The following is a 24,234-nucleotide window of genomic DNA, read 5'->3' as shown; positions in this document are numbered from 1 at the left end:
TGTTTTAGGCTTCATCAATGATTTAAGGGCATTAAAAAAATGCCGACGGTCCATTGGAGCAGTTGTAAAATGAATATTTTAGGCTTTTTCAAAAGCAGGCGCGGCTTGCGAAGCAACGCCCTGATCTTCATTGGTGTTGCCGCGACCGTCAGCGTGATCGGCATAACGGCTGCCAGATTTTGGGATCGCATCGATGTCCCGGCGATAGGAGACGATCAAAACGTCACCGACGCAACGCAGATTGAGACGATCTTCATGCCGATTGATCGCGAGATTATCCCGATTCCGTCAGAGGCCATTGGATCTGGAGGAGGGATGACCTCGTGGAGCGGCGTTCCGGTTGTCGTCACGGCGACAGGTGAATTCATCGCCGTCGAAAATGGCGAGGCGATAAAGCTTGCAATTTCTGCCCCTGAAAACGGGGTCGATGCCTATGCCGCTTATGTCAAAGAGACAAGTGACCGTGATCCCAGGGAGTATTGGTTTCGCTACAACGATGTTCTCTATTCCAGGGAGCGCGGCGAGCTTATCTTATCCTATTCTCTCTGGAACGATACGAATGCATGCGCCACCAATGCGATTGCGGTGGCCCCTGCGGAGGACCGGCCCGGTCCGATCACTGGTGACTGGGTGGTGAAATATGAAACTGCCCCATGCCTCCCGATTTCGGAGTTCGGAAGCCCGATCCACGGCCAGATGGCTGGGGGTCGCCTTGTGCAGAGGGACGACGGCAAGATCCTGTTGGCCAGCGGCGACTATGGCAAGGACGGTCTTCATGCGCCGCCCATGGCGGCGCAGGCGGATGATTACGACTATGGCAAGATCATCGAAATCGATCTCGACACCGGCGCCGCGCGCCATATCAGCAGCGGCCACTCCAATCCGCAGGGGATTGCACTGGACCGTGACGGAGAAATCTGGATTGCAGAGCATGGACGTCGTGGCGGCGACGAACTGAACCACATACAGGATGGCAAGAACTATGGCTGGCCACTGACATCTCTTGGCACGCGTTACAACAAACTCGCCATTCCGACAGTGATGGAAAACGGTCAGCATTCCGGAGCGTTTGAGGCACCGGTTTATGCATGGCTCCCCTCCGTCGCTCCTGGTGCGCTCATGTTGATCGACGGGTTCGATCCTCTTTGGGATGGCGATCTTCTTCTGGGCACTTTCAAAGATCAGGCCTTGTACCGGATCAGGGTGAGAAATGACCGCGTTTTGTTTGCAGAGAGAATTCCTGTTGGGCAGCGCGTGCGCCATCTCCAGATGTTGGAAGATGGTCGGATTGCAATTTTCACCGATGCAAAAACTGTTGAATTGCTGTCGGTTGGTGCCGCGGATCACGCGTTTGAGTATGCTTTGACCTTCGCGGATCAACTGGATGTGGATACAGCGACACGCGCGTCCTTTCTGGAGACGCTGGATGCTTGCTCTCAATGTCACTCCCTGGGGCAGGTTTCCAACAGTGCAGTTCCCGCCCTTGGCAGCGTATTCGGCAGCGCTTTCTCAGCCGAGATATCGGCACGCTACGAGGGTCCATTGAGTGCGGCCAATCAGGTCTGGAACGAAGAAACGCTGACGGCCTTCCTCGACAATCCAAATGAGTTTGCTCCCGGCACGTCCATGCCCGATCCGATGCTGGAGGAGGGCGAGGTTCTATCCAAACTGGTTCTCCTTCTCTATGCGCTGGCGCGAATTCCTCAATAGTCACTCTGGCCGTCTCAAGCTCACATAAAGAGCCGATGTGTGCAGGGAGCAGGTCACTGCTTACAAGCGCTTGCACTATACAGAGCATTTGATTTTCGACGGGTTTGAAGGTCATGGCATAACCATGTGCTCGAAATGCGCCGTGCCAAACTTGATTGCATAGACGTTTCGCTGACCTAAATTACTATTAGAGCAAAACAACAATGGGCGCCGACAAACGCCTTTCCGGTAACAATCTTCGGTCTAAAGGATGCAGATGCCCAAGGATTTACAGGCCCTCAAATCCGCAATGCTTGCGTGCACGCTTTGCAAGGATCTGCCGCTGGGGCCAAACCCTATCTTCCAATTGGACCGGCAAGCCAGAATTCTGATTGTCGGACAGGCGCCAGGCCGTATCACACATGCAAAAGGCCGACCCTTTGACGATCCCTCCGGCGACCGCCTCCGCAGTTGGCTCGCCGTCGACAAACCCACGTTCTACACCGATCCCAGGGTTGGAATTTTTCCGATGGGATTATGCTTTCCCGGCACGGGATCGGGCGGCGATCTGCCGCCGCCGAAAATCTGTGCCACGACCTGGCGGTCGTCCGTATTGCAAGCGCTGGAACAGGTTGAGTTGACACTGGTTCTGGGGGCCTACGCGATTGCATGGCACCTGCCAGACCTCGGGGGTAAATCGGTGACGGAAGCCGTCCGGCAATCTTCCAGGGGAGACGGGAACATGTTCGTGCTGCCGCACCCTAGCCCCCGAAACAATCGGTGGCTGAAACAAAATGCCTGGTTCGAAACGGAGGTGATCCCGCGCATCCAACAGAGTGTGAGGCGGATACTGGATACGCCTTCCGGGGTATAAGGAGGACGTAGGTGCATAAGATGAAGCATTGGCTTCGAGAGATCGTTTCCCAGAACGCTGTTCGGGAGCTGAGTACGTTACCGGCTGCGCATCTGACGGCCGCTGTGCAGATGGGGGTCGGGCAACCCGTGAAAATGGCGCCAGAATGCCTTCGTTGGCGGAGCGCCTGTCGGATCAGGCAAGGCGCGTTTTCGTGTTGACCGGCGTTGATTTGCGTCACATCAGCGGGATCATTGAAAATCTACCGTTCAAATGGTGTCCGCTGCGACGGCAGCGCTCACCTCTGGGGAAATACGTGCATGACTGAAGTAACTCCACTGGATCAGGCTCACGGCGCGATGGAAGCGGCCCCCGGTGACGATGCGGTCCGGCTGCGGTTCTATGAGCGTCTGGCCGAGTGCGAGCTCTTCTTGATGCTTGCCGAGGAGGCGAACGAGGGCGATCAGGTATCGCCTGAGCTCTTCGATTTGGGCGATGCCCGCTATGTGCTTGTCTTTGACCGGGAGGAGCGACTCGCCGCCTTTGCAGGCAAGCCGGTGCCTTATGTCGCGCTGTCAGGTCGGATGATCGCCGGGATGCTGGCAGGGCAGGGGATCGGGTTAGGCGTTAATCTGGAGGTGGCGCCTTCGTCGATCCTGCTACCGGATACGGCAATAGTCTGGTTGCATGACACGTTGAGCAATCAGCCCCGCGAGGTCGAAGCCGCCATTGTCCAGGTGCATGCGCCGAAAGGTCTGCCGGAGCATTTCATCACCGCGCTTGACGGCAAACTGGCGACGGCACTTGGGTTGGCACAAACGGCCTATCTCGTGGGGGTGACCAATGACACTGGCGCGCGCGGGCATCTGCTCGGATTTGTAGGAGCGGTGCCGGAAGCAGAGGGCGCATTGGCGCGTGCAGCCGGTGAGGCGCTCACGTTCTCCGGCATTGAGGCGGGTGCCATCGATATCGGATTTTTCCGTCACGCTGATCCGATGACCCCTCGGATGGACTCTGTCGGTTTGCGGTTTGATTTACCTCAGCTGCAGCACCCCGCGCCACAGCAACCCAGCATTCCGGGAGGAGACCCCGCCAAACCGCCTAAACTCCGCTAGTGTCGGTCCCTTCACGTTGTCCTCACGCGGAACACGGTGATTTTCACAAGGGCGAGAGGCGGCGCTACAGAGGGTGCAAAGCGGCGGGATCGCCGTCTAAATATCCCAAGAGCTCAAAACCCGCCCCTAATGATCCTCTTGAAGAACTGGAGTTTTCTGATGAACCGCTTCCCCCTCAAAATTGCAGGTGTCGCCATCGCGCTGACCATCGCGTCGTCGGCCTGGGCCGGTGATCAATACGTTGATCCGACCGGGTTTGCTGTGTCCGGATATGACGTCGTGGCCTATTTCGACCTCGAACAGAACCCGGTCGGCACGGCGCAGCCTGCGGCGGTGCCCGGTGACAAGGATATCACATCGACCTATAATGGCGCGACGTTCGCGTTCTCGTCCGAAGCCAACAAGGCCGCGTTCGAGGCCGATCCCGAAAAATATGTGCCGCAGTACGATGGCCATTGCGCCTATGGTGTGGCCAAGGGCGGCAAGGTGCCCGGCAACCCGAACCTATGGCGTATTCTGGATGGCAAACTCTACCTCAACATCACCCAAAATGTCGTGGGCTTCTGGGAAGAAGACATTCCCGGCAACATCCAGCTCTCTGAATCGAATTGGGTCGATATCGAAGCGGCACCAGCCTCTGACCGGGCGATCCCGCAGTTTGAAAGCGCTGCACCGGTTGAATGATCATGACTGAGAAGGACCTGCCTTCTCGTTCCCCGGAAGCCTCGCCGCGTCTGACGCGACGAGGCTTTTTGGCGCTGGGTACTGTTTCCGTGGTCACGGCGGGCGCCGTGGCGTCACGGTGGTTCAATATCTGGGCCGAGACGGGCGAGAACGCGCTGAGCGCGCCCGAAGCTCATCAAGCGGCCCTGTCCGGTGATATCCTCTTGGTTGACATCCGAAGGCCGGATGAATGGGCTCTGACAGGCGTCGGCGAAGGCGCGATAACGCTCGACATGCGGCGCGAAGATTTTACCGAAGCGCTTCTGGCCGCCGTGGGGAATGACGCCACACGCCCCGTCGCCCTGATTTGCGCACGCGGCGTGCGATCTCGTCATCAGAGCGCGAAACTGACCAAGGCCGGGTTCACACGCATTATCGACGTGCCCGAAGGCATGCTGGGCTCCGGTGCGGGGCCTGGCTGGATCAAACGCGAACTGCCCCTGCGCAAGGAGAGTTGAGATGAAACTGTTCCTCGCGCTGGCCGCCGCGGCCTGGTTGGGCGGGGCGGCACCGTCGCATGCCGCTTGTGGCGAAGACACGGGGGCCTGCTCGATTGAGATGGGGACCTATCACGCGCGCGTGCCGGAGGGCCCCGTCAAGGGCGCGATACTCTATCTGCATGGGTTCGGCGGGTCGGGGGAGGGCGCGCTGCGACCCAAGGACTGGGTGAACACGGCGCTCGACCGTGGCTATGTGCTGATCGCGCCGGATGGCTTGCCTTATGCGGAGGGGCGCGGGCGTGGCTGGTCGTTCATCCCGGGCCGCCCGAAATTGCGCGATGAGCCTGCGTTCCTGCAGGCCGTGCGGGATGATGCTGCCGCCCGTTTCGGTTTCGCGGCGGAACGCGTGATCCTGAGCGGTTTCTCCATTGGCGGCTCCATGACCTCATACATGGCCTGCGACGTGCCGGACAGCTTTTCAGCCTATGCGCCGGTGGCCGGTGGTTTCTGGCGCCCGCATCCGACCGACTGCGCGGGACCCGTGCGCCTGTTGCACACCCACGGGTGGACTGATGGCACCGTGCCGCTCGAGGGCCGTGTTCTGCGCGGTAGTGACGCGACGGACCCGGAGGCGCTGGTGCAGGGGGATATCTTCTACACGCTGCGCATGTGGCGCGAGGTAAACGCCTGCAACCAGTTGCGCGCGGACCGATATGTCACCAAGGGCGAATTTATGCGCCGGGCGTGGGATCGCTGTGCCGACGGCTCCGCATTGGAATTCGCGCTCTTTCCCGGTGGGCATGTCGTGCCGCAAGGCTGGGCAGGCATGATGTTGGACTGGTACGAGGGGCTTTGAGCACAGCGCTGCGCGGCAAGCCGCCTGGGTGTCCAGACCGATCAACCGGACACTCCGCACAGGTCGGAGGTGGGCCAGAAGGTCGCCTGTGACCGGGCCGCGATCCAGTGCCGCTCCAACTTCCGGGGGCACCGGCACCCCTTAAGAATGTGCGGATGCCTATCTATGGCGGGTACCAGACCCCCTAATTCCCAGAGTCAGGTGCCGGAGTTATTCAGCGGGAAGCTGGCCTGCGTCCAACAGATTGCGCAGCCGCGATCTCTCAAGGCGCGCGCGGCCGACAATGGCGGGTTCGCGAATGGTGTGCGGGCTTTGCATGCGCAGCCCGCCCGGCAGCGCGCGCGACAGTTGCACAGCGCTGAGCGCTGACAACGGCACGGCGAGGCAGAGACTGGCGACAATCGGAATGAGCCAGAGAGAGACAAGGCCAGAGGCCAGGCCGATCAGCAGCACAAAGCCCAGCAAGATCTCCGCCCAGTGGAACCGGATCAGGGTGCGCAGCGGGTAGGCATGGGCATGGCGCGACTGCGCGGCCCAGGCGTCGGATTGGCCAAGCATGGCGCGCAATACAGCGCGGGTCTGCTGGATCATCAGGATTGGCGCATAGGCAATCGACAAGATGATTTCGACCAGAAAGGCAGTCAGGAAAGCGCCGCGTCCCCCGTAGACCCGCGTGGCCTTGGGATGCAGGGCGATGATGCCGGCGCCCACAAGTTTGGGGGTCAGCAGCATGGCGTACATGATCACCAGGAAGACGGCGGAATCGATGTGGCTCATCTCTGGCGGCCAATCCGGGAAGAGCGGATTGGTCTCGTTGAAGTAGCGCACGACATTGGTGTCCGCGTCGACACCCAGCAGGGCCCAGATCACCAGCAAGACAAACCACGCAGGTGACAGCAAATAGCTTACTGCGCCGTGGAAGAGATGGAAGCGCGACACCGGGTGCAGACCCGCAGTGCCCAGCAGGCGCAGGTGCTGCAGGTTGCCGCGGCACCACCGCTGGTCCCGCAGCACGTAATCGATCAGCGTGCCGGGTGTCTCTTCGAAACTGCCAGAGACGCGCGGCAGAAACCGTACACGCCATCCGGCACGGCGCAGGAGCCCCGCCTCGACAAAGTCGTGGCTGAGGATCAGTTCCGCCTGGCCCTTGCGCCCCTGCAAATGGGGCAGCCCGGCAGATGCCGCAAAGGCGCGCGTGCGGATGATCGCGTTGTGGCCCCAGTAATTGCCCTCGCTACGCGCCCATTTCGCCAGCCCTTCGGCCAGCAACCAGCCATACGCAATGTTGGAGAATTGCTGCAACCGGGCGAAGATGGTTTCTGCTCCGATCAGCATCGGGAAGGTCTGAATCAGACCGGTCTCTGGGTCAACGCTAAGCTCGTCTGCAAGGCGGTCGATGGCGCGCCCGGTCATCAGGCTGTCGGCGTCCAGCACCACCATGGCTTCGTAGGCGGCGCCCCATCCGGTGATCCAGTCGACAAGGTTGCCAACCTTCTTATCCGTGTTCGCAGCCCGGCGGCGATAGTGAACAGCAAACCCTTCCGGCGCGGAGGCGGCCAGATCGGCAAAGGCGCGTTGCTCATCCTCGGCAATGGCCGGGTCGCGTGTGTCCGACAGCACGAACAGCGTATAGCTGTGCGCGCTCTGGCGTCGTGCAAGGTCGTCCAGCATCGCCGTTGCATTGCCAAAAACGTCGCTGGGCACTTCGTTATAGATGGGCACCAGCAAGGCGACATCCATCGGAACCACCTCTTTGGGGCTGCGGCCTTGGGCCGTTTCCCGGGCCAGCAGCCCGGCAATGGCCACGCCGACGGTGCTGACAGAGAGGGTGACCCAGACAAAGGTCACACCAATCAGGGCCAGCAGCGCCCATTCCAACCCTGTCATGCCGGTCTCAGATAGCCAGCCGTGCAAGGCAGACATCAGCATTGCCGTGCCGATCAGTGCTGGCAAAAACAGGGCGAGCCGCCAGCCAATCGTGCGCTCGGGCCCTTGTGTCGGCGCAATCCGAGGAGTGCCCGGAGAGGCGGACAGATCTTGGGCGCGCATTCGCAAAGGCGCACGAGGAGGCATTGTGGCTGCCATCCCACCCATCGTGTCCGTACCTTCGCTCATCCCGTTGTCCACCTGTAGAGCCAAACCTCACTGAGCGGCGTGCCATCGAGGCGCAGTTGCGCCCTGAATTCGATGTATCTGGCTTCACCCGCCTGAAAGGTGAACGCCAAACGGGGTCCATTGGTTTCAGGATTTCTTTGCACCAGCCCGTCGGACAGCGTGCCATCGCTGCCGCGCAGGATGATATCGAGCCGTGACAGATCGTCAGGCACCAGCGCACCATCTTCGAAATCGATGGTGACCACCTTGCCGCCTTCGGGGCGCCCGCCTATGGCCGTGCTGAGTACGCGCAGCGGCATGTCAGCCTTTGGGGCCGGATCGTCGCCCCAATCCATCAGGTAGCTCATCTGGTGACTTTGCCCGGCCAGAATGGGTTCTGACGGGCGCCAATAGGCGACGATATTGTCGTAAATCTCCAGATCTGCCGGGATCTCGACCAAGGTGACAGAGCCTTGCCCCCAATCCTCCTGCGGGGTGATCCACAGGGAGGGCCGCGAGTGATAAAGTGCTTCGAGATCCGCATAGTCACGGAACTCACGGGGGCGCTGCATCAGGCCAAAACCGCGCGGATTATTGTCGGAAAACGCGCTGATCTGCAGCGTTAGTGGGTTTGCAAGCGGCCGCCAGATCGTCTCACCCGCGCCATTGTGGATGAGCAGGCCATCACTGTCGTGCACCGCGGGGCGAAAGTCGTCGAACCGCTGGCGCATGGTCTCGTCGAAAAGGAACATGGAGGTCAGCGGAGCGATGCCCACATGGTCCATGTCCGTTCGCGCGAAAATCTCCGCCGATACCGCCATGCGCAGCGTGTCGCCGTGGGAGATATCAAAGTGGTAGGCACCGGTGCAGCTGGGACTGTCGAGCAGGGCGTGCAGCAAAACAGACCCGGACCCCGGTTGCGGTGTTTCCAGCCAGAAGGCGGTGAAGTCGGGGAATTCTTCGCCCATCGGATCGCCGGTTTTTATGGCAAGTCCGCGCGCGGACAAACCGTATGTCTCGCCTGTGCCGATCCCGCGGAAATAGCTGGCCCCCTGGAAGACGGCATATTCCTGGAAAATGCCCGCTTGCTCCAACTCCGCCCGCAGACGCAGGCCGGAATAGCCCAGCGTCGCGTCGATCTCGACATCGGGGAATTTGTCGGTGCTGTCGAAAACGCCCATATCAAAGGCGAGAGGCCGCGCGGTGCCATTCTCGACGACATTGATCTCCACCGCCTGTGGAAAATAGAGCCCGGGCGGAAAGACATCGACACGTTGCGGTCTGAGCGAGCCTTCCCAGAGCGCGTTGCGCCCGTCGAACCAGATCTTGCGATATTGGTCATAGGTCAGGTTCCGCCAGCTTTCGGGGATCAACGGGCGCGGCGTGTACTCTGCCTCTGCCAGCTCCACTGCGCGGGCGCGCACGGTGGATGCATCGAAGGGCTGCGCATCCCCCAGTTGCAATCCGGGCTCTTCGGCGAAGCTGGCCGATGGCACCGCAGCCAGTGCGGCAAGGGATTTCAGAACATCACGACGTAGCATCAGTGCACCGCCTTTTTGCGCCAGGGTTGGGATTTGTACCAGCCCGCGCCGTAGGCGGTCAGGACAAGCACACCCATGCCTGCGAAGTTGACAGCCACGACAGTCCATGTGTCGCGACCGATGTTATCCATGACAAATCCGCTGACCCGCGCAGTGAACATGCTCACGATGAAGACGGCGAGCGACTGCTGTCCGACCTTCAGGATGATCGCGAGCGTGCGCTGCCAGATGCGGGCCGCGATACCGTCGCCTTGTGTTAAAAGCCGCGCACCCTTGTCGCCTGCCGCCACCCAGCAGAGATACGCAAGCGCCAGGAAATGCACATACCGCAGCAGCCCGAAATCGGATTTGTCGATCAGCATCTTGTTGGCAATGCGCCAGTCGCGGGCCCAGTCAAAACCAAATTCACGCACGCCGATATTCGACAGCGGGATGTTCACCAAGACAAGAGCCAGTGCGATACCGATCAACAGTGGCGAAACAGGAGGTTTGGGCAACCAGCCGCGCATGAAGGCAAAGCCAGTAAAGAAAATGAGCTGCCAGCCAAAGGGGTTGAAGAACCACGTCCTGTCCGACCACGGCTCCGCCGGGAGGGCAAGGTTCAGGTGATCAACTCCGACCAAAGCCAGCAGCCGTTCCTGCGCAAAGAGCCAGACAAGCCCAACAAAGGCCGCCACCAGACCGAGATGCACCCGGGACAATGCCATAATCAGGGGCATCATCGCCAGCACGACCATATACATGGGCAGAATGTCGAAATAGTTCGGCACGTAAGTCAGGGTCAGCAACCCAACGAGTTGCGGTCCCGGTTCGGCAAAGAACTTCCACAGGTTCAGCGTGCCGATATAGACCTTGTCGTACGCCCCGGTCATGTCGATGGCGGCCAGCAGGGTCGCCACGGCGAAGAAGAGCCCGATGTGCGCCCAATAGACCTGCCAGACCCGAAAGCTGACCCGCGCCGTGCCGAGCCGCCAGCCGACGGTATCGTATGCGCGTCCAAAGGCGATGGCAGAGGCCATGCCCGAACAGAACACAAAGATCTCGGTCGCGTCTGAAAAGCCCCAGCGCGCGGGAATCCAGGACGTAAAGAAATTCCCCGGCGTATGAGCAAAGAGAATGATGAACATCGCAATGCCGCGAAAGAAATCCAGACGGACGTCACGCTGCTTTGCCACGGGGGCAGGTTTGGTGCGCGAAGGGGAGGCGCTTGGGGTCATATGGGCGGGGTCGGCAAGTGTCATGGCCGGTCTTTATGCTGTGTAAAAGGAATTGTCATCAGGGGCTTGCGATCATTGTGCGGGGATCCGCCGGGCCTCTTGAATGCTGGCCAGACGGGTGGTGGTGAAACGGTCCGGCCGTCCTGCGCGCCGCGCCAGACGGTCTGCAATCACGGCTTCGGTCTGCTCGTAACGACCCGCGCGCAGGCCAGCGTCAATGGTGATGCGTTCGAAAACGTCGCGCTGGGCGTGGCTGCCGCCGATAGTTTGCATCGTCGGGCGTGCGGCGGTCAGATCGGCGAAAGCCGCGTCATAGCGCCCTTCGGCAAAGGCATTCAGCCCGGCAAGGGCCGCCATCCCGGGATCGGCATAGCGCCTTGGCATCTCACCGGATTTCGCGGCATCCTGTGCAAACCGCCGGGTCATCGCAGCTTTCGCCTCCGGACGGTTCGCTCCAGTTAGTGCCAGCATGTAGTGCAAATCGGCAAAGACGACGCAGCCGTCTTCGGTACGGTTCTGCGCAAGATCGGCCAGTTCTTCCCAGCGGGGGCCGACATCCACGCCCTCCAGCTCGAGCCGGATCAATAGCGATGTGGCGTTCGAGATGTCACGGTAGTCATCCGTTTTGTCAGCGCGAATCTGGGCGTCGTAGAGGCCAAGTGCCACATCAAGCTGACCGCGGTCCATGTGCAACAACGCCTTGTGCCACCAGACGTGGTAGCGGAAATTGTTGCAATGATCCCAGGCACCGGTGTTGCCTTCAATCAAGGCGATCCCCAGGTCGGGCCGCGCCGTCATGTCATAGACGTGGGTGACCGCATGCAGCCCCCATGAATCGTCCGGCGCCAGTGCCAGCCCCTCGCGCCCTGCGGCTTCGGCCCGGTCGTAGGCCCCGGTTTCTTCCAATGCGAAGGCGTGGCACCCTAGGGCAAACCCGCGACAGGCATGATCGGGGCCATGCGCCTCCAGCACCCGTTCGATGGAGGCGCGCATGCCGGTGGCATCCCCGAGAATGAAGCGAATGGCGTGGCTGACCTTGGCTGTTAGCGTATCTTCGGGGTGCCGGGTCAAGACGCCTTCCATTGCGGCGACAGCCTTGGTGGGGTGCCCGTCGAGCCAGTGATCCAGGGCGCGTGTCCAGGCGGCCTCGCGAAAGCTTGGGGTTGTGTTCGCGCAGGCCAGATGGGCAGCTATTGCCGCCTCTTGCGCCGTTTTCGTTAACTCCGCACGTCCCAGCATCAGGGAGAACAATCCGCGTGCTGCGTGGCCCATGGCGAAATCCGGATGGCTCGTGAGCACGGCACCCAAATGGATTGGCGTTGCGGTACTATGGGCCAGAAACGCCCGTACCATGCCATTCCAGTGCTCCAGCGCCTTTTGCGTGGAAAGCGAAACGGGGCTGTTACAGATATCATACATCATCAGGATCGCGCCTTTATTCTCGGAACAGAACAATTCTTTACCTCAATAACGCCACGCGCGAAGGTTCCGGCCAGCCGGTACACGCCAACGTGAAGCCGCGTGTTAGATTTCCGCCAATGTTTCAGGAATAAGCCCGGAATACAGGCGAAATGAAGCCGATATCGCGGGTGTGTTTCAGTCCGCCTTGGGCTTGATTTCAAAGGCGCGAAGCACGGTCTGGGTGTCTTGCCCAAAGCGCGGCGGCGCGTGCCGGTACGTGACTGGTGTGCGGGAGAACTTCAGGGGATTGCCCAAAAGGGCAACGGCGTCACCCGCGGTGTCCGCGGCTTGGACCTGCACGACGGTATCGCGCGCCTTGGCCTGGTCGGAGTTCAGCGCTTCGGCCACGGTGTGGATGGGGCCTGCGGGCACCTTTACGGCGTGGCAGCGGGCCAGGACGTCTTTGCGCGGTAAATCGGCCAGCGCTGCCGTGATCTTTGCGGTCAACGCCACGCGGTTTTCGATCCGGGCAAGGTTCGTGGCATAGGCAGGGTCTTCTGCAAGGGCGGACATACCGAAGGCATCGCAGAACCGCGCAAACTGGGCATCGTTGCCGACGGCTAACAACACGTGCCCGTCAGCGCAGGGAAAGGCATCGTAGGGCACGATGTTCGGGTGCGCATTGCCGCGCCGCTCCGGCAGTTTACCGGAGGTCAGGAAATTGGTGCCTTCGTTGATCAGCCAGGCCATTTGCGCATCGACCAGCGCCAGATCAATGTGCTGACCCTCGCCGGTCCTGTCGCGGTGGCGTAGGGCGGCCAGAATGCCGATGGTCGCGTACATCCCGCACATCACGTCGGCAATGCCCACGCCCACTTTCATCGGCGGGCCGTCCGGGGCACCGGTCAGGGACATGATCCCGCCATAGCCTTGGGCCATAAGATCATATCCCGGCTGTGCGCTGTTGGGGCCGGTCTGGCCAAATCCGGAAATCGAGCAATAGACAAGGCCGGGATGGGCCTTCAGAAGGGTCGCGTGATCCAGCCCATATTTCTCCAGACCGCCGGGTTTGTAGTTTTCAACCACGATGTCCGCCCGCGCTGCCAGCTGGCGCACAGTGTGCTGGCCTTCATCGCTCGACAGATCGACGGAGATCGACAGCTTGTTGCGGTTGGCGGCCATGAAGTAAGCCGACAGATCGGTCGGGTTGCCCGCAGCGTCCTTGGCGTAGTTCGGGCCCCAACTGCGGGTGTCATCCCCGTTGCTCTTGGGGTTCTCGACCTTGATCACGGTCGCGCCGAGATCGCCCAGCATCTGTGTGGCGGTCGGCCCGGCGAGAATGCGGCTGAGGTCCAGCACGACCAGACCGTCGAGCGCCATGGGAGCGTCAGATACGGCCATCGTAGGCTCCACGGTCGATCACGGCAGCGATCACGGTGAAGGTGTCAGCTGTCATCGCGGTGTGTAGGGCTTCGGTCAGTTCGGCGCGGGTGGTCACGGTATGGCCCGCGCCGCCAAAGGCCAGACCCATGGCCGCGAAATCATGTTTGGCAAAATCGACACCGCGGTTTTTCATCTGGCGTGAGCGTTGTTTCAACTCGATCAGGGACAGCGAGGCGTCCACAAAAACCACGATGATCGGTTTCAGCCCCAGTTCGGCGGCGGTGGAAAGCTCGCCTGCCACCATCAGGAAACCGGCATCCCCGCAAAAGCCGACCACAGGCCTGTCAGGGTCCGCGAGCTTGGCGCCCATGGCCAGCGGAATGGCGCAGCCCATGGTGCAGAGGGCGGTGGATTGGGTCAGCCCGCGCGCCTCGTGGCATTCCCACATCTGGCTGAGCAGGATTCGGTGCGCGCCGCTGTCCACCGTCGCCAGTGTCTCGCGCGGCAGTACCTTGCGGCAGGTGTCCATGATGGCGGCGGGACCCCAGTCTTCATCCGTGGGAAAGGCTTGCGACAGCGCGGCTTTGATGGCGGCAATCTCGCCACCCTTCCATGTCGTCTGCGGCGTCACACCGTCTGACAACGCCTCAAGGCTGGCGGCGCAGTTGGCGATGAAATTGAGGCTCGATTGATGCATGTAGTGATGATTGGGTTCGGCGGTGATATCGATGATCCGCTGGTCAGTGGGGTCCCAGATGTCGCGCCAGCCCACCCGCATTTCGATCGGATCGTAGCCGACACAGAGGACCAGATCGGCGCTTTCGATGAACGGGAGCAGGTGGCGGTCCGCCAGCGGCGACAACCCGGCACCGCCAAGGGCCAGTGCGTGATCTTCTGCCAGCAACCCCTTGGCCTTGTAGGTGGTGATCACCGGCACGCCAAAGCGTTCAGCAAAGGCGGTGACCTCTGCGCCGGCGTTTTCGACCATCGCATCCAGCCCCAGGATCATGACGGGGCGTTCGGCGCTTTGCAGCCACGCGCGCGCAGTTTCCAGATCGTCGCCCGAGGGCGCAGTGGCAGAGGCCTTGGCGCGCGGGGGCGGGGCTTTTGCAGGAACCTGCGCATCCGCGACAGAGATCGGCACGTCGATATGAACCGGGCCGGGGCGGCCTTCGGTGGCCATGGCCACGGCCTTATCCGCGATCACATGGGCGGCACCGGGCACCAGCGAAAACGTGGCCTTGGTGATGGGGCGAAACACGGCCTGCTGATCGAGCACCTGGTGCGTGTAGGTCTGGGCTTCGTCCGCATCGACGGCCCCGGCCAGCACGATCATGGGCACACGGTCCTGATGCGCGTTGGCCACGGCGTTTACGCCGTTCAGGGCACCGGGGCCAACGGTGGCCACCAGAATGCCCGGCGCGCCCGTACGGTGATAGGCACCTTCGGCCATGAAGGCCGCCGCGTTTTCATGCTTGGCCAAGATAAAACGGATGCCCGCATCTTCAAGCGCATCAACCAGTGTCAGGACTTCGCCCCCTGGCATGCCAAACGCGTAGCGGCACCCTTCGGCATAAAGACGGCGCGCCAAGGCATCTGCCGCTCTGATCGTTGTTGATGTGGCCACGTGCCGCTCTCCCGCCTGTCACTTCACCGCATCGTCATAAACGATGCCGAGGCGAGCGCAATTCACCATTGTGTTCGAAGTGTTTCAAGACGCGCCGGTGCGGGCGGGACGGATCAACGGCGGCGATCACGCCGCGAAGACATGGGCTGAAAGGCAACGCCGACATGTGCTTCGCAATAGGGCTTGCCCTGCTGCACGGGCAGGCCGCAGAACCAGAAATCGTCCGTTGCCGGATCCCCCACGGGCCATTTGCATGTCCGTTCAGTCAGTTCCATCAAGGAGAGCTTCTTGGCCTTCTTCTCAATTTCGGACACCTTGGCCAGCGCTTCGGGACTGATTTCGTTCGCCGAGGGCTGCGGGGGCAGGGGCTGACCCGCCGGAATGATCTGCCTGCGTGCGGGCAGCGGCTTGGGGGCCGCGGGTTCGGCCTCTACCTTCGCGGCAGGCTCGGCGGCTTTGGGGACCGGTTTGGGTTTGGCTTCGGCCTTTGGGGCCGGTTTGGCCTTGGGTTCCTGCTTGGCCGTGGCGGACGCGGTGGCGCGGTTCGACAGACCCAGACGATGCACTTTGCCGATCACGGCATTGCGGGTCACGCCGCCAAGCTCTTTGGCGATCTGGCTTGCGGATTGACCCTCGCCCCACATCTTCTTGAGCATTTCCACGCGTTCGTCAGTCCACGACATCAGCCATTCCCTAATTTAAAAGCGGTCCTGCTGGCTGCGGACCGCTTTGTCAGTATCGATATCGCCCTATTTTAGTCACTCGGGACGGAGTTACAAGCGGTGAACGCGCGTCACTTGGGCCGCAATCTATGGCAATTGACGCAGCCGCGCCTCGCGCCATGCCAACAAGAGCCCGCCCGACAGAATGATGCCTGCGCCCGTTAGCGTGATCCAATCGGGGATCTGGGCAAAAAACGCAATGTCATAGAGCGTGGCAAAGATCAGCGTTCCATAGCTGAAAGGCGCCACGAAACTTGCATCGGCGCGGGCCATTGCATTGACGAAACAGGCCTGTGCCAAAGCCATGCAAATGCCCAAGGCGATCAGAACAGCCCATTGAGCCGCCGTCGGCATCTGCCAGACCGCCAAAACGGCAACCGAGGCGATGAGGACACCGAGGAAGTTGTTGATCAGCAGAACCTGGATCGGTGCTTCGCGCCCGGAAAGCTTTTTGATGAAGATGATCTCCACCCCCATGATCACTGCGGCCGAAAGCGCCAGAAGGCTCGCAACCTGAAAACTCTCAGGTGTCGGGCGCAGCAGAAGCATTGCCCCGGCCAACGCAATAGCAGCCGCGCTCCAGCGGATGCGCCCGACTTTTTCCCCCAGAAGCGGGATGGCCAGGATCATCCCGAAAACCGGGTTGAGAAACACGATGGCCGTGGCATCAGCCAGCGGGATGAAGGCGACGGAGGCGAACATCAGCGTGACGCCGCCCCACCCAAAGAACGTGCGGGCAAAATGCAGACCCCAATGAGGGCGCGTCAATTGAGGCCGCGTCGCCGCGACCGCCGACGCGATAGCGATGAACGCAAAGACAAAACGCCCATGGCTGATCTGGAACGGGTGCAGCGGCGGACCAAGGGTATCACCCCCAAGCGCCTTGGCAAAAAGGGTGGTAGCGGCAATGAAGGCCGTCGCCACGATCATCAGCAAGACGGCAAGCCCGGGATTATGCTTTTTCGGCAGGAACATTCTGGCTGCTATGCGCCCGAACCGCACGGGCATCAAGCATGAAAAGGGCTTTGCAAATCTGCCGGAATACGGTAGCCGTTTGCCATGATCACGTTAATGTTGAAAATGAACCGACGACGCGCAGCCGCATAATCCCGCTGCCATGATCTTGTGCGCCCGGCACATTCCTCCACTTCTCACTTAAAATGTTGACCTGTCTGTTTGGCTCATGCACGTGTTGTGTTCTTGCTACAGACCCCTGAAAAGGATGATCCGATGATCCCGACCCTTTTGCCCACCTATGCCCGTGCTCCGCTCAGCTTTGTCAAAGGCGATGGCAGCTGGTTGATCGAGGCGGATGGGCGACGTTTTCTGGATCTGGGTGCTGGCATTGCGGTCAACGCGCTGGGGCATGCACATCCCGCCCTCGTGGCCGCATTGACAGAACAGGCCGGGGCGCTTTGGCACACCTCCAACCTCTATCAGATCCCGAAACAGCAGGAACTGGCGGATAAACTGACCGCGCACAGCTTTGCCGACACGGTGTTTTTCACCAACTCCGGCACGGAAGCCTGCGAACTGGCCGTGAAGATGGCGCGCAAGTACTGGTACGAAAAAGATCAGCCCGACAAGACCGATATCATCGCCTTCGCCGGCTCATTCCACGGTCGGTCATCGGCAGGCATTGCCGCGGCAGGCTCTGAGAAGATGACCAAGGGTTTCGGTCCGCTGTTACCGGGGTTTGTGCATCTGGAGTTCGGCGATCACGATGCGCTGACGGAGGCGATCAGCGACACGACAGCAGCCATTCTGCTGGAGCCCGTTCAGGGCGAAGGTGGCATCCGCCCTGTGCCCGATCAATGCCTCAAGGGACTGCGCGATCTTTGTGATGAAAAGGGTATCCTGCTGATCCTGGATGAGGTGCAATGCGGTGTCGGCCGAACCGGCAAGCTCTTTGCGCATGAATGGTCCGGGATCACGCCGGATATCATGATGGTAGCCAAGGGCATTGGCGGCGGGTTTCCCCTCGGTGCGGTGCTGGCGACCGAAGAGGCGGCGCGCGGTATGACGTTGGGCACCCACGGCTCGACCTACGGCGGCAACCCTTTGGGTTGTGCAGTTGGGTCCGCGGTGATGGATCACGTGACGGACCCCGCGTTTCTGGACAGCGTGAACCGCAAGGCCGGGCTTTTGCGGCAAAAGCTGGAGGGCCTGACCGCGACACATCCCGATGTGTTCGAAAGCGTGCGTGGATCGGGCCTGATGCTGGGGCTCAAATGCAAGGCTGCGAATGTCGATGTGGTCAAGGCGGGCTACGATCAACTGGTGCTGACCGTTCCGGCGGCGGACAATGTGATCCGTCTTTTGCCACCGCTGACGATCGAAGACGAGGAGATCGCGCAGGCGATTGACCGTCTGGACGCCGCTGCAGTGGCGCTGTCAGCGGCCTAACGTTCCTTAAGGCCGGGACCTTGCGTCGGTCAGGGATCGGCACAATTTAAATTCAAAGACGAAACGACAAACTATGAACCATTTTCTCGATATTCACCTGACCGATCCATCGGATTTACGGCAGATCATCAACAGCGCGTCGACCATGAAGACAGCCCGCTCGGGCCGTTCACGCGGTGCGCTGGACGACGATCCGGCGCTCAAGGATCGCATGGTTGCGCTGATCTTCGAAAAACCGTCGACCCGGACGCGTGTCTCATTCGATGTTGGTGTGCGCCAGATGGGCGGGCAGACCATGGTGCTGTCCGGCTCGGACATGCAGCTGGGACACGGTGAGACCATCGCAGACACCGCGCGCGTGCTCAGCCGCTATGTGGATCTGATCATGATCCGGACCTTTGACGAGGCGGTGCTGACCGAGATGGCGGAGTTTGCCACCGTGCCGGTGATCAATGGTCTTACCAACCGGACGCACCCCTGCCAGATCATGGCGGATGTACTGACCTTTGAAGAGCATCGCGGCCCGATCAAGGGCAAGAAGGTGGTCTGGTCCGGCGATGGGAACAACGTCTGCGCGTCGTTCTTGCATGCGGCGGGGCAGTTCGGTTTCGATCTGACCTTCACCGGCCCGCCGACCCTGGACCCCGAGCAGGAGTTTGTCGATCTGGCAAGGGCCAAAGGGTCGAAAGTGGAGATCGAACGGGACCCCGACAAGGCTGTGGCGGGCGCGGATCTGGTGGTAACGGATACCTGGGTGTCGATGCACGATGCGCAGTCCGCGCGGGAACGTCGGCACAATCAGCTGCGCCCCTACCGCGTTGACGAAGCCTTGATGTCCAAGGCCAAGCCCGACGCACTGTTCATGCATTGCCTGCCTGCCCATCGCGATGACGAGGCGACGTCCGAGGTGATGGACGGGCCGCATTCGGTCATCTTTGATGAGGCCGAAAATCGTCTGCACGCACAGAAAGCCATTCTGCGCTGGTGTCTGGAGGTCTGATCAGGCCTCAGAGATCGCGTAAAATCGCTTTGAGTTCTGGTTCCTGCACGCGGGATGCCGCCTCGTCCTGGCTGAACCACCGGCGTTCGCGCTGATGATCCTCCGGGTAGCTGTCTGCCATGCTCTCCACTTCGGCGACGTACACCTGCGCCTGCACGGGGGTGACATCACCACCCGCGCGTTTTTTGTCATAGTCGTAGGTGCCAATCGGATCGGTCTGAATGTCCGCCGATGTGACACCTGCCTCTTCCCAGGCTTCCTGAAGTGCCGCTTCCGGATCTTCCAGACCTTTTATCGGCCACCCTTTCGGTACAATCCAGCGCCCGGTGCCCCGGCTGGTCACAAGCAGCACCTTTTTTCCGGCGCGCGTATGCCGGTAACACACGGCGGCGACCTGTCGCGCGCGCGTGGGTTTGAGGACCAAACGCAAGGCGTCCTCGAAATGGGATTTAACAAATGCAAACATCGTCGTTTTTTATAACCTGCCTTATTTCTAATCACTATACCGATTTTCGCTGAGATTTCAAATCACTGGATGTGTGGATAAGTTTCTCAGCCTGTTCCGGATCGAGAATAGGCAAAAAGTTCAAATTTTCTGTAAACATGATTACACAAGGAAATTTAATCCGGGGGTCGCTAGATGGGACGCGCCGGATTGCCAGCGACGCGCCCGTTTTCGGCGACATCCCGGGTCACAATCGACCCCGCACCAACGATTGCACCAGCTCCGATGGTAACCCCAGGCATCAGGATCGCGCCACCACCGATCCAGACATCCGCACCCAGCGTCACGGGCAGGGCGCGTTCGATCCCGGCGCGTCTCTTGGCAATATCGCGATGATGATCCGCACAGTAGATATGCACGTTGGGGCCCAGCATGCTGCGCGTCCCGATCGTTACGGGGGCACTGTCCAGTATCGTGACACCTGCGTTCAGAAAGACGTCGTCCTCCAGCGTGGTGTTGCAGCCATAGGCGGTGTGAAACGGGGCCTCGATCAGGCACTCGCGCCCGACGGATTTGAGAAGTGCCATAAGCTCCGGCGCCATGCCGCCGCGCTTTTCGGGCGGGCAGGTGTTATGCGCGTAAACCGCGCGCCGGGCGTTCATCCGCAATATATCCAGTTCCGGGGTCAGGGCATTGTACCAATCGCCGCTGATCATCTGTTCGTAAGAGGTCTGCGTCATGGGGTCACTTTCTCGGTTTGGCGCGCAGGGTCGGATCGGCCTGCGTCGGGTCCTCCGGCCAGGGGTGGCGCGGGTACCGCCCGCGCATGTCCTTGCGCACATCCGCGTAGGAAGACGCCCAGAAACCTGGCAGATCTTCGGTCACCTGTATCGGGCGCTGCGCCGGAGACAGCAACGTAAACTGCACGGGTGTACCGGCTACTTGCGGGTGTCGCGTGACACCAAAAACCTCCTGCAAGCGCAAAGAGATGCGTGGCCGCGCGTCATCATAGTCGATGGCGATCTTGCGGCCGAGCGGCGTGGTAAAATGGGACGGCACAGCGGCGTCCATGCGTTGCGTCTGATCCCAATCCAGCCGGGCCCGCAACGCGGGACAAAGGTCGAATGATTTCCAATCGGCGGCGGTGCGCGCGCCGTTCAGATGGGGCAGCAACCAGCTGTCCAACGTCTGAATGAGATGCTGCTCCGAGAAGTCCGGAAAGGTGTCATCTGCAGCTTGCATCAGACGCGCGCGGGCGATGAAACGTTGTGCCTTGTCGTCCGGGGTCAAACCGATCTGCCGCACACCCTCCAGCATCGCGCGCGCCACATCTTCGGCAGGCGCATCTTTCCAGGCACGGTCTTCCAATATCAGCGCTCCGAACTTTTCCTGCCGTCGTGCCAGCACGCGTCCGTCGCGTCGGGACCAAACGCAAGCGTCGTGCCAGCCGATTTGATTGGGGAAGGTGTCGCGTAACTCGGCCTGCGACAGGGGAATTGCCTGCCGGATGCGCGCCTCGCGCGGGTCGCCGTCCAGATCGGTGGCGACCAGTAATGATATGTTGGCCATCGGATCGCTCTCCGGCATCACCGCTCCTTTTCCACCGGACAGCAGAAATCGCGGCTGGTCCCCGGCGCGGCGTGCGCCAACCCGATCCGGATAGGCTAGGGCAGCAAGTACCCCCGGTGCATTTGGCCCTTTCGTTGAGGTCTTGGATTTGAGCCTTCTTGCTTCTTCCCGAACACGGGTGACGGTGGGGCGATGCGGCTCCCGATTGTGTTTTACATGGAAAGCGCCTAGGTTCTTAATGGCCTCGATGCGCAATGACAAATCCACGGGTGCGCCCCGCAGAATATCGCGTTCAGACAAGATTGCAGCCAAAAGTGGTGCATCACTCCCGCCCACTGCGACCATATGGGCAAGGCGTGGATGCAAGGGCAGGGCCGCCAACGCCTTGCCATGTGCCGTGATCTGAGCCTTTTCGTCCAGAGCGCCGAGCATTTTCAGCACCGTCTGCGCCTCTTCAAACCGCCCGGCGTGGGGGGGTGTGACGAACTGCATCTGTTCCGGCGTGCCGCCCCAGAGGGCCAGTTCAAGCGCAAGTCCGGTCAAATCACCCACGTCGATTTCAGCCGGAGGATGGGAGAGCAGGGCACCTTCTTCGCCCTTCGTCCAGAGCTTGTAGCAAACGCCGGGCGCGACACGTCCTGCGCGCCCCATCCGCTGTGTGGCCTCCGCCCGCGTCACCCGCGTTGTGATCAGCCGGGACATGCCGGACCCGGGGTCGAATTCCGCCCGCCGCGCGCGCCCTGCATCGACCACAATGCGAATGCCTTCGATGGTCAGGGAGGTTTCCGCAATGGAGGTGGCCAGAACCACTTTACGTCCCGACTGCGCTGGCGCGATGGCCTTGCGCTGCTCCTTGAAGGGCATGGCCCCGTAGAGCGGATGCAATGTCGTGTCCGGCGGCAAAGCCCCCTGCAACGCGGCCTGCGTGCGGCGTATCTCTGCTTCGCCGGGCAGGAACACCAGCGCGCTGCCGTCGTCTGTGTCCAAAGCCTGCAGCGTCAAATCGGCAACTGCCCGTTCCAGTCGTTGCGTTTTGGCCACGGGTTTCGTCAGCCAATGCGGGGTCACCTCGAAGGCCCGACCCTCCGATGTGAGGATCGGTGCATCCATCAAGCGGGCGATCGGTGCTGCATCCAGCGTCGCGGACATGGCCACAAGCAGCAGATCGTCGCGTAACGCGCCCGCCACATCCAGACAAAGCGCAAGCCCCAGATCCGCGTTGAGCGAGCGTTCGTGAAATTCGTCAAAGATGACCGCGCCCACACCCGGCAGATCGGGTTGTGACTGGATCATGCGGGTCAGGATGCCTTCGGTCACCACCTCGATCCGGGTGGCGCCCGACGTCTTGGCCTCGCCCCGGATGCGATATCCGACGGTGTCGCCTACGGCCTCGCCCAGCGTGTCGGCCATCCGTTCGGCTGCGGCGCGCGCCGCCAGCCTGCGCGGCTCCAGCATGATGATCTTGCCCGGGGCAATGTCAGCCTCCAGCATGGCCAGCGGCACTCTTGTTGTCTTACCCGCGCCGGGCGGGGCTTGCAGCACCAGCCGACCACATGCGCGCAGCTGCGCAATGGCATCCGTCAGAATGTTGTCGATGGGCAGGGAAAACCGCATGCCTCTGCTTAGCGAAAAGCCCCGGCGCAGCCAAGCTCTGGACATTTAGCAACGGCTGCCGGAAAACCATTTCAGAAAAGAGGGACAAGGGCCTATGGATATCGCCGATCTGGCAGAGCGTGTCGCACAAGGCGAGCGCCGGGCACTGGCCCGCGCCATCACGTTGGTGGAAAGCGCCCGCACCGATCACCGCCAGCAGGCGGCGGCTCTGCTGGATGCCCTGCCAAAGGACAGGCAGGCGCTGCGCATCGGTCTCTCGGGCACGCCGGGCGTGGGCAAATCCACCTTCATCGAGAGCTTTGGCATGATGTTGGTGGATCAGGGATTGAAGGTTGCCGTATTGGCGGTGGACCCGTCTTCGACGCGGTCCGGTGGCTCCATTCTTGGGGACAAGACCCGGATGGACAGGCTGTCGCGGGTGCCCAATGCCTTTATCCGCCCGTCTCCCAGCCAGACCCATCTGGGCGGGGTCGCGCGCCGGTCCCGCGAGGCTGTCGCCCTATGCGAAGCGGCGGGGTTCGACGTTGTGTTGATCGAGACCGTGGGCGTCGGCCAGTCAGAAACGGTTGTGGCGCAGATGGCGGATATCTTCCTGCTGCTGCTGGCCCCTGCAGGCGGCGATGAACTGCAGGGCGTCAAGCGCGGGATCATGGAGATTGCCGATATCATCCTGATCAACAAGGCGGACGGTGATCTGAAACCTGCCGCGACCCGGACCTGTGCCGACTACGCAGGGGCCTTGCGTTTGCTACGTAAGCGTCCACAGGACCCCACCGATTTTCCCAAGGCGATGATGGTCTCGGCGTTGCAGGAACAGGGAATAAAGGATGTCTGGACCGATCTGACCGGCTTGCGCGACTGGCGCCAGAGCAATGGGTTCTGGGAGGCGACGCGGGCGGATCAGGCGCGATATTGGTTCGAACAGGACGTCAGGAACGCGCTTTTGTCTCAGCTGGAGACGGCGCCTGCCAAGGCACGCCTGGCCATACTGAGCCAAGATGTGGAGAGTGGTGCAAAAACCCCCGCAGCAGCGGCAGAAGAGTTTCTGGCGGATCTACGCAAAGCCGATGCATCAAATCAGTGAATTCCGCGCCCCTTCGGGTTGACCGGAGGGATGATTCCCACTAAAGCCAGCAAACGAATTTCCGGGGCGTGGCCTGAGGCTGCCCCCTTTTGTCGTTTACCGGACCGCCGGGACGGCTCAGATAAAAGGATAAACCCATGTCGCGCGTTTGCGAATTGACCGGAAAAGGCCCGATGACTGGCAACAATGTCAGCCACGCCAACAACAAAACCCGCCGGCGTTTTCTGCCGAACCTGAACGATGTATCCCTGCAGTCCGAAGCACTGGGCCGCGCGTTCAAGTTCCGTATTTCCGCCGCAGCCCTGCGCACGGTTGATCACCGCGGTGGGCTGGACAAGTTCCTGGCGAAAGCCAAGGACAGCGAGCTGTCGCCCAACGCGCTGAAAGTGAAGAAGGCAATCGCCAAGTCGTCCGATACGGCAGAAGCGCTGAGCTGACCACAGCCGGTTTTTGAA

Annotated in this window: 21 protein-coding genes; 10 read left to right on the top strand and 11 right to left on the bottom strand. The window is 61.1% G+C overall.

Going from position 1 to position 24,234, the window contains the following annotated elements; translation table 11 throughout:
* Positions 1-39 precede the first annotated feature (39 nt).
* From Q1A07_RS05170 to Q1A07_RS05145, 6 genes are all read left to right on the top strand, one after another.
* Complete coding sequence (locus tag Q1A07_RS05170; protein WP_299778417.1) at positions 40-1,710, top strand: PQQ-dependent sugar dehydrogenase; 1,671 nt, start codon at positions 40-42, stop codon at positions 1,708-1,710.
* 256 nt (positions 1,711-1,966) lie between these two features.
* Positions 1,967-2,563: a uracil-DNA glycosylase family protein gene (locus Q1A07_RS05165; protein ID WP_299778416.1), complete on the top strand. Its 597-nt coding sequence runs from the start codon at positions 1,967-1,969 to the stop codon at positions 2,561-2,563.
* A gap of 299 nt (positions 2,564-2,862) precedes the next feature.
* Positions 2,863-3,657 carry an SseB family protein gene (locus Q1A07_RS05160; RefSeq protein ID WP_299778415.1) on the top strand — a complete coding sequence of 265 codons (795 nt, stop codon included), beginning with the start codon at positions 2,863-2,865 and terminating at the stop codon, positions 3,655-3,657.
* 159 nt (positions 3,658-3,816) lie between these two features.
* Positions 3,817-4,341, top strand: coding sequence for a YHS domain-containing (seleno)protein (locus tag Q1A07_RS05155; RefSeq protein WP_299778414.1), 525 nt, complete (start codon positions 3,817-3,819; stop codon positions 4,339-4,341).
* A 2-nt stretch (positions 4,342-4,343) separates the two neighbouring features.
* Entirely contained in the window at positions 4,344-4,838 is a 495-nt protein-coding gene (locus Q1A07_RS05150; RefSeq protein WP_299778413.1) for a rhodanese-like domain-containing protein, read from the top strand.
* A gap of 1 nt (position 4,839) precedes the next feature.
* Positions 4,840-5,676 carry a polyhydroxybutyrate depolymerase gene (locus Q1A07_RS05145; RefSeq protein WP_299778412.1) on the top strand — a complete coding sequence of 279 codons (837 nt, stop codon included), beginning with the start codon at positions 4,840-4,842 and terminating at the stop codon, positions 5,674-5,676.
* A gap of 210 nt (positions 5,677-5,886) precedes the next feature.
* Here Q1A07_RS05145 and mdoH read toward each other — a convergent pair whose 3' ends face one another.
* The 8 genes from mdoH to Q1A07_RS05105 all read right to left on the bottom strand — a co-directional run bounded on the left by mdoH (position 5,887) and on the right by Q1A07_RS05105 (position 16,636).
* Entirely contained in the window at positions 5,887-7,749 is a 1,863-nt protein-coding gene (gene mdoH, locus Q1A07_RS05140) for a glucans biosynthesis glucosyltransferase MdoH (RefSeq protein WP_299779178.1), read from the bottom strand.
* Between the two features lie 38 nt (positions 7,750-7,787).
* Entirely contained in the window at positions 7,788-9,311 is a 1,524-nt protein-coding gene (locus Q1A07_RS05135) for a glucan biosynthesis protein (RefSeq protein ID WP_299778411.1), read from the bottom strand.
* Positions 9,311-10,552: an OpgC family protein gene (locus Q1A07_RS05130; RefSeq protein WP_299778410.1), complete on the bottom strand. Its 1,242-nt coding sequence runs from the start codon at positions 10,550-10,552 to the stop codon at positions 9,311-9,313. The genes Q1A07_RS05135 and Q1A07_RS05130 overlap by 1 nt, the downstream gene beginning before the upstream one ends.
* A 48-nt stretch (positions 10,553-10,600) precedes the next feature.
* The gene (locus Q1A07_RS05125) at positions 10,601-11,950 is read right to left on the bottom strand and encodes a tetratricopeptide repeat protein (protein ID WP_299778409.1); all 1,350 of its coding nucleotides are present in this window, start codon (positions 11,948-11,950) and stop codon (positions 10,601-10,603) included.
* A gap of 174 nt (positions 11,951-12,124) precedes the next feature.
* Positions 12,125-13,330 (bottom strand): CoA transferase, encoded by a 1,206-nt coding sequence (locus Q1A07_RS05120; protein WP_299778408.1) that lies wholly within the window; start codon positions 13,328-13,330, stop codon positions 12,125-12,127.
* Positions 13,317-14,939 (bottom strand): thiamine pyrophosphate-binding protein, encoded by a 1,623-nt coding sequence (locus tag Q1A07_RS05115; protein WP_299778407.1) that lies wholly within the window; start codon positions 14,937-14,939, stop codon positions 13,317-13,319. Before Q1A07_RS05115 ends, Q1A07_RS05120 begins: the two co-directional genes overlap by 14 nt.
* 113 nt (positions 14,940-15,052) lie before the next feature.
* Positions 15,053-15,622 carry a GcrA family cell cycle regulator gene (locus tag Q1A07_RS05110; RefSeq protein ID WP_299778405.1) on the bottom strand — a complete coding sequence of 190 codons (570 nt, stop codon included), beginning with the start codon at positions 15,620-15,622 and terminating at the stop codon, positions 15,053-15,055.
* A 126-nt stretch (positions 15,623-15,748) separates the two neighbouring features.
* Entirely contained in the window at positions 15,749-16,636 is an 888-nt protein-coding gene (locus tag Q1A07_RS05105) for a DMT family transporter (RefSeq protein WP_299778404.1), read from the bottom strand.
* Positions 16,637-16,891: 255 nt separating this feature from the next.
* Between Q1A07_RS05105 and Q1A07_RS05100 the strand changes: the two genes are divergently transcribed.
* Together Q1A07_RS05100 and argF are read left to right on the top strand one after the other, a co-directional pair.
* The gene (locus Q1A07_RS05100) at positions 16,892-18,067 is read left to right on the top strand and encodes an aspartate aminotransferase family protein (RefSeq protein ID WP_299778403.1); all 1,176 of its coding nucleotides are present in this window, start codon (positions 16,892-16,894) and stop codon (positions 18,065-18,067) included.
* Between the two features lie 73 nt (positions 18,068-18,140).
* Entirely contained in the window at positions 18,141-19,067 is a 927-nt protein-coding gene (gene argF, locus Q1A07_RS05095; RefSeq protein WP_299778401.1) for an ornithine carbamoyltransferase, read from the top strand.
* A 7-nt stretch (positions 19,068-19,074) separates the two neighbouring features.
* Here argF and Q1A07_RS05090 read toward each other — a convergent pair whose 3' ends face one another.
* From Q1A07_RS05090 to hrpB, 3 genes are all read right to left on the bottom strand, one after another.
* Entirely contained in the window at positions 19,075-19,533 is a 459-nt protein-coding gene (locus tag Q1A07_RS05090) for an NUDIX hydrolase (protein ID WP_299778400.1), read from the bottom strand.
* Between the two features lie 170 nt (positions 19,534-19,703).
* Entirely contained in the window at positions 19,704-20,252 is a 549-nt protein-coding gene (locus Q1A07_RS05085) for a sugar O-acetyltransferase (RefSeq protein WP_299778398.1), read from the bottom strand.
* A 4-nt stretch (positions 20,253-20,256) separates the two neighbouring features.
* Positions 20,257-22,695 (bottom strand): ATP-dependent helicase HrpB, encoded by a 2,439-nt coding sequence (hrpB, locus tag Q1A07_RS05080; protein WP_299779176.1) that lies wholly within the window; start codon positions 22,693-22,695, stop codon positions 20,257-20,259.
* A gap of 94 nt (positions 22,696-22,789) precedes the next feature.
* Here hrpB and meaB point away from each other — a divergent pair, with 94 nt between their 5' ends.
* Together meaB and rpmB are read left to right on the top strand one after the other, a co-directional pair.
* Complete coding sequence (gene meaB, locus Q1A07_RS05075) at positions 22,790-23,779, top strand: methylmalonyl Co-A mutase-associated GTPase MeaB (RefSeq protein ID WP_299778396.1); 990 nt, start codon at positions 22,790-22,792, stop codon at positions 23,777-23,779.
* Between the two features lie 137 nt (positions 23,780-23,916).
* Positions 23,917-24,216, top strand: coding sequence for a 50S ribosomal protein L28 (gene rpmB, locus Q1A07_RS05070; RefSeq protein ID WP_195821689.1), 300 nt, complete (start codon positions 23,917-23,919; stop codon positions 24,214-24,216).
* Positions 24,217-24,234: the final 18 nt, after the last annotated feature.

Source organism: uncultured Roseobacter sp. (assembly GCF_947492555.1).
GTDB lineage: Bacteria > Pseudomonadota > Alphaproteobacteria > Rhodobacterales > Rhodobacteraceae > Roseobacter.
Note: the sequence above shows the minus strand (reverse complement) of the source record. Positions and strands in the feature narration are given on the sequence as shown.

What these genes read in the sequence shown, in the direction of transcription:
- Q1A07_RS05170 (WP_299778417.1), top strand. Translation starts at nt 40, where the DNA reads ATGCCGACGGTCCATTGGAGCAGTTGTAAAATGAATATTTTAGGCTTT.
- Q1A07_RS05165 (WP_299778416.1), top strand. Translation starts at nt 1,967, where the DNA reads ATGCCCAAGGATTTACAGGCCCTCAAATCCGCAATGCTTGCGTGCACG.
- Q1A07_RS05160 (WP_299778415.1), top strand. Translation starts at nt 2,863, where the DNA reads ATGACTGAAGTAACTCCACTGGATCAGGCTCACGGCGCGATGGAAGCG.
- Q1A07_RS05155 (WP_299778414.1), top strand. Translation starts at nt 3,817, where the DNA reads ATGAACCGCTTCCCCCTCAAAATTGCAGGTGTCGCCATCGCGCTGACC.
- Q1A07_RS05150 (WP_299778413.1), top strand. Translation starts at nt 4,344, where the DNA reads ATGACTGAGAAGGACCTGCCTTCTCGTTCCCCGGAAGCCTCGCCGCGT.
- Q1A07_RS05145 (WP_299778412.1), top strand. Translation starts at nt 4,840, where the DNA reads ATGAAACTGTTCCTCGCGCTGGCCGCCGCGGCCTGGTTGGGCGGGGCG.
- mdoH (WP_299779178.1), bottom strand. Translation starts at nt 7,749, where the DNA reads ATGCCTCCTCGTGCGCCTTTGCGAATGCGCGCCCAAGATCTGTCCGCC.
- Q1A07_RS05135 (WP_299778411.1), bottom strand. Translation starts at nt 9,311, where the DNA reads ATGCTACGTCGTGATGTTCTGAAATCCCTTGCCGCACTGGCTGCGGTG.
- Q1A07_RS05130 (WP_299778410.1), bottom strand. Translation starts at nt 10,552, where the DNA reads ATGACACTTGCCGACCCCGCCCATATGACCCCAAGCGCCTCCCCTTCG.
- Q1A07_RS05125 (WP_299778409.1), bottom strand. Translation starts at nt 11,950, where the DNA reads ATGATGTATGATATCTGTAACAGCCCCGTTTCGCTTTCCACGCAAAAG.
- Q1A07_RS05120 (WP_299778408.1), bottom strand. Translation starts at nt 13,330, where the DNA reads ATGGCCGTATCTGACGCTCCCATGGCGCTCGACGGTCTGGTCGTGCTG.
- Q1A07_RS05110 (WP_299778405.1), bottom strand. Translation starts at nt 15,622, where the DNA reads ATGTCGTGGACTGACGAACGCGTGGAAATGCTCAAGAAGATGTGGGGC.
- Q1A07_RS05105 (WP_299778404.1), bottom strand. Translation starts at nt 16,636, where the DNA reads ATGTTCCTGCCGAAAAAGCATAATCCCGGGCTTGCCGTCTTGCTGATG.
- Q1A07_RS05100 (WP_299778403.1), top strand. Translation starts at nt 16,892, where the DNA reads ATGATCCCGACCCTTTTGCCCACCTATGCCCGTGCTCCGCTCAGCTTT.
- argF (WP_299778401.1), top strand. Translation starts at nt 18,141, where the DNA reads ATGAACCATTTTCTCGATATTCACCTGACCGATCCATCGGATTTACGG.
- Q1A07_RS05090 (WP_299778400.1), bottom strand. Translation starts at nt 19,533, where the DNA reads ATGTTTGCATTTGTTAAATCCCATTTCGAGGACGCCTTGCGTTTGGTC.
- Q1A07_RS05085 (WP_299778398.1), bottom strand. Translation starts at nt 20,252, where the DNA reads ATGACGCAGACCTCTTACGAACAGATGATCAGCGGCGATTGGTACAAT.
- hrpB (WP_299779176.1), bottom strand. Translation starts at nt 22,695, where the DNA reads ATGCGGTTTTCCCTGCCCATCGACAACATTCTGACGGATGCCATTGCG.
- meaB (WP_299778396.1), top strand. Translation starts at nt 22,790, where the DNA reads ATGGATATCGCCGATCTGGCAGAGCGTGTCGCACAAGGCGAGCGCCGG.
- rpmB (WP_195821689.1), top strand. Translation starts at nt 23,917, where the DNA reads ATGTCGCGCGTTTGCGAATTGACCGGAAAAGGCCCGATGACTGGCAAC.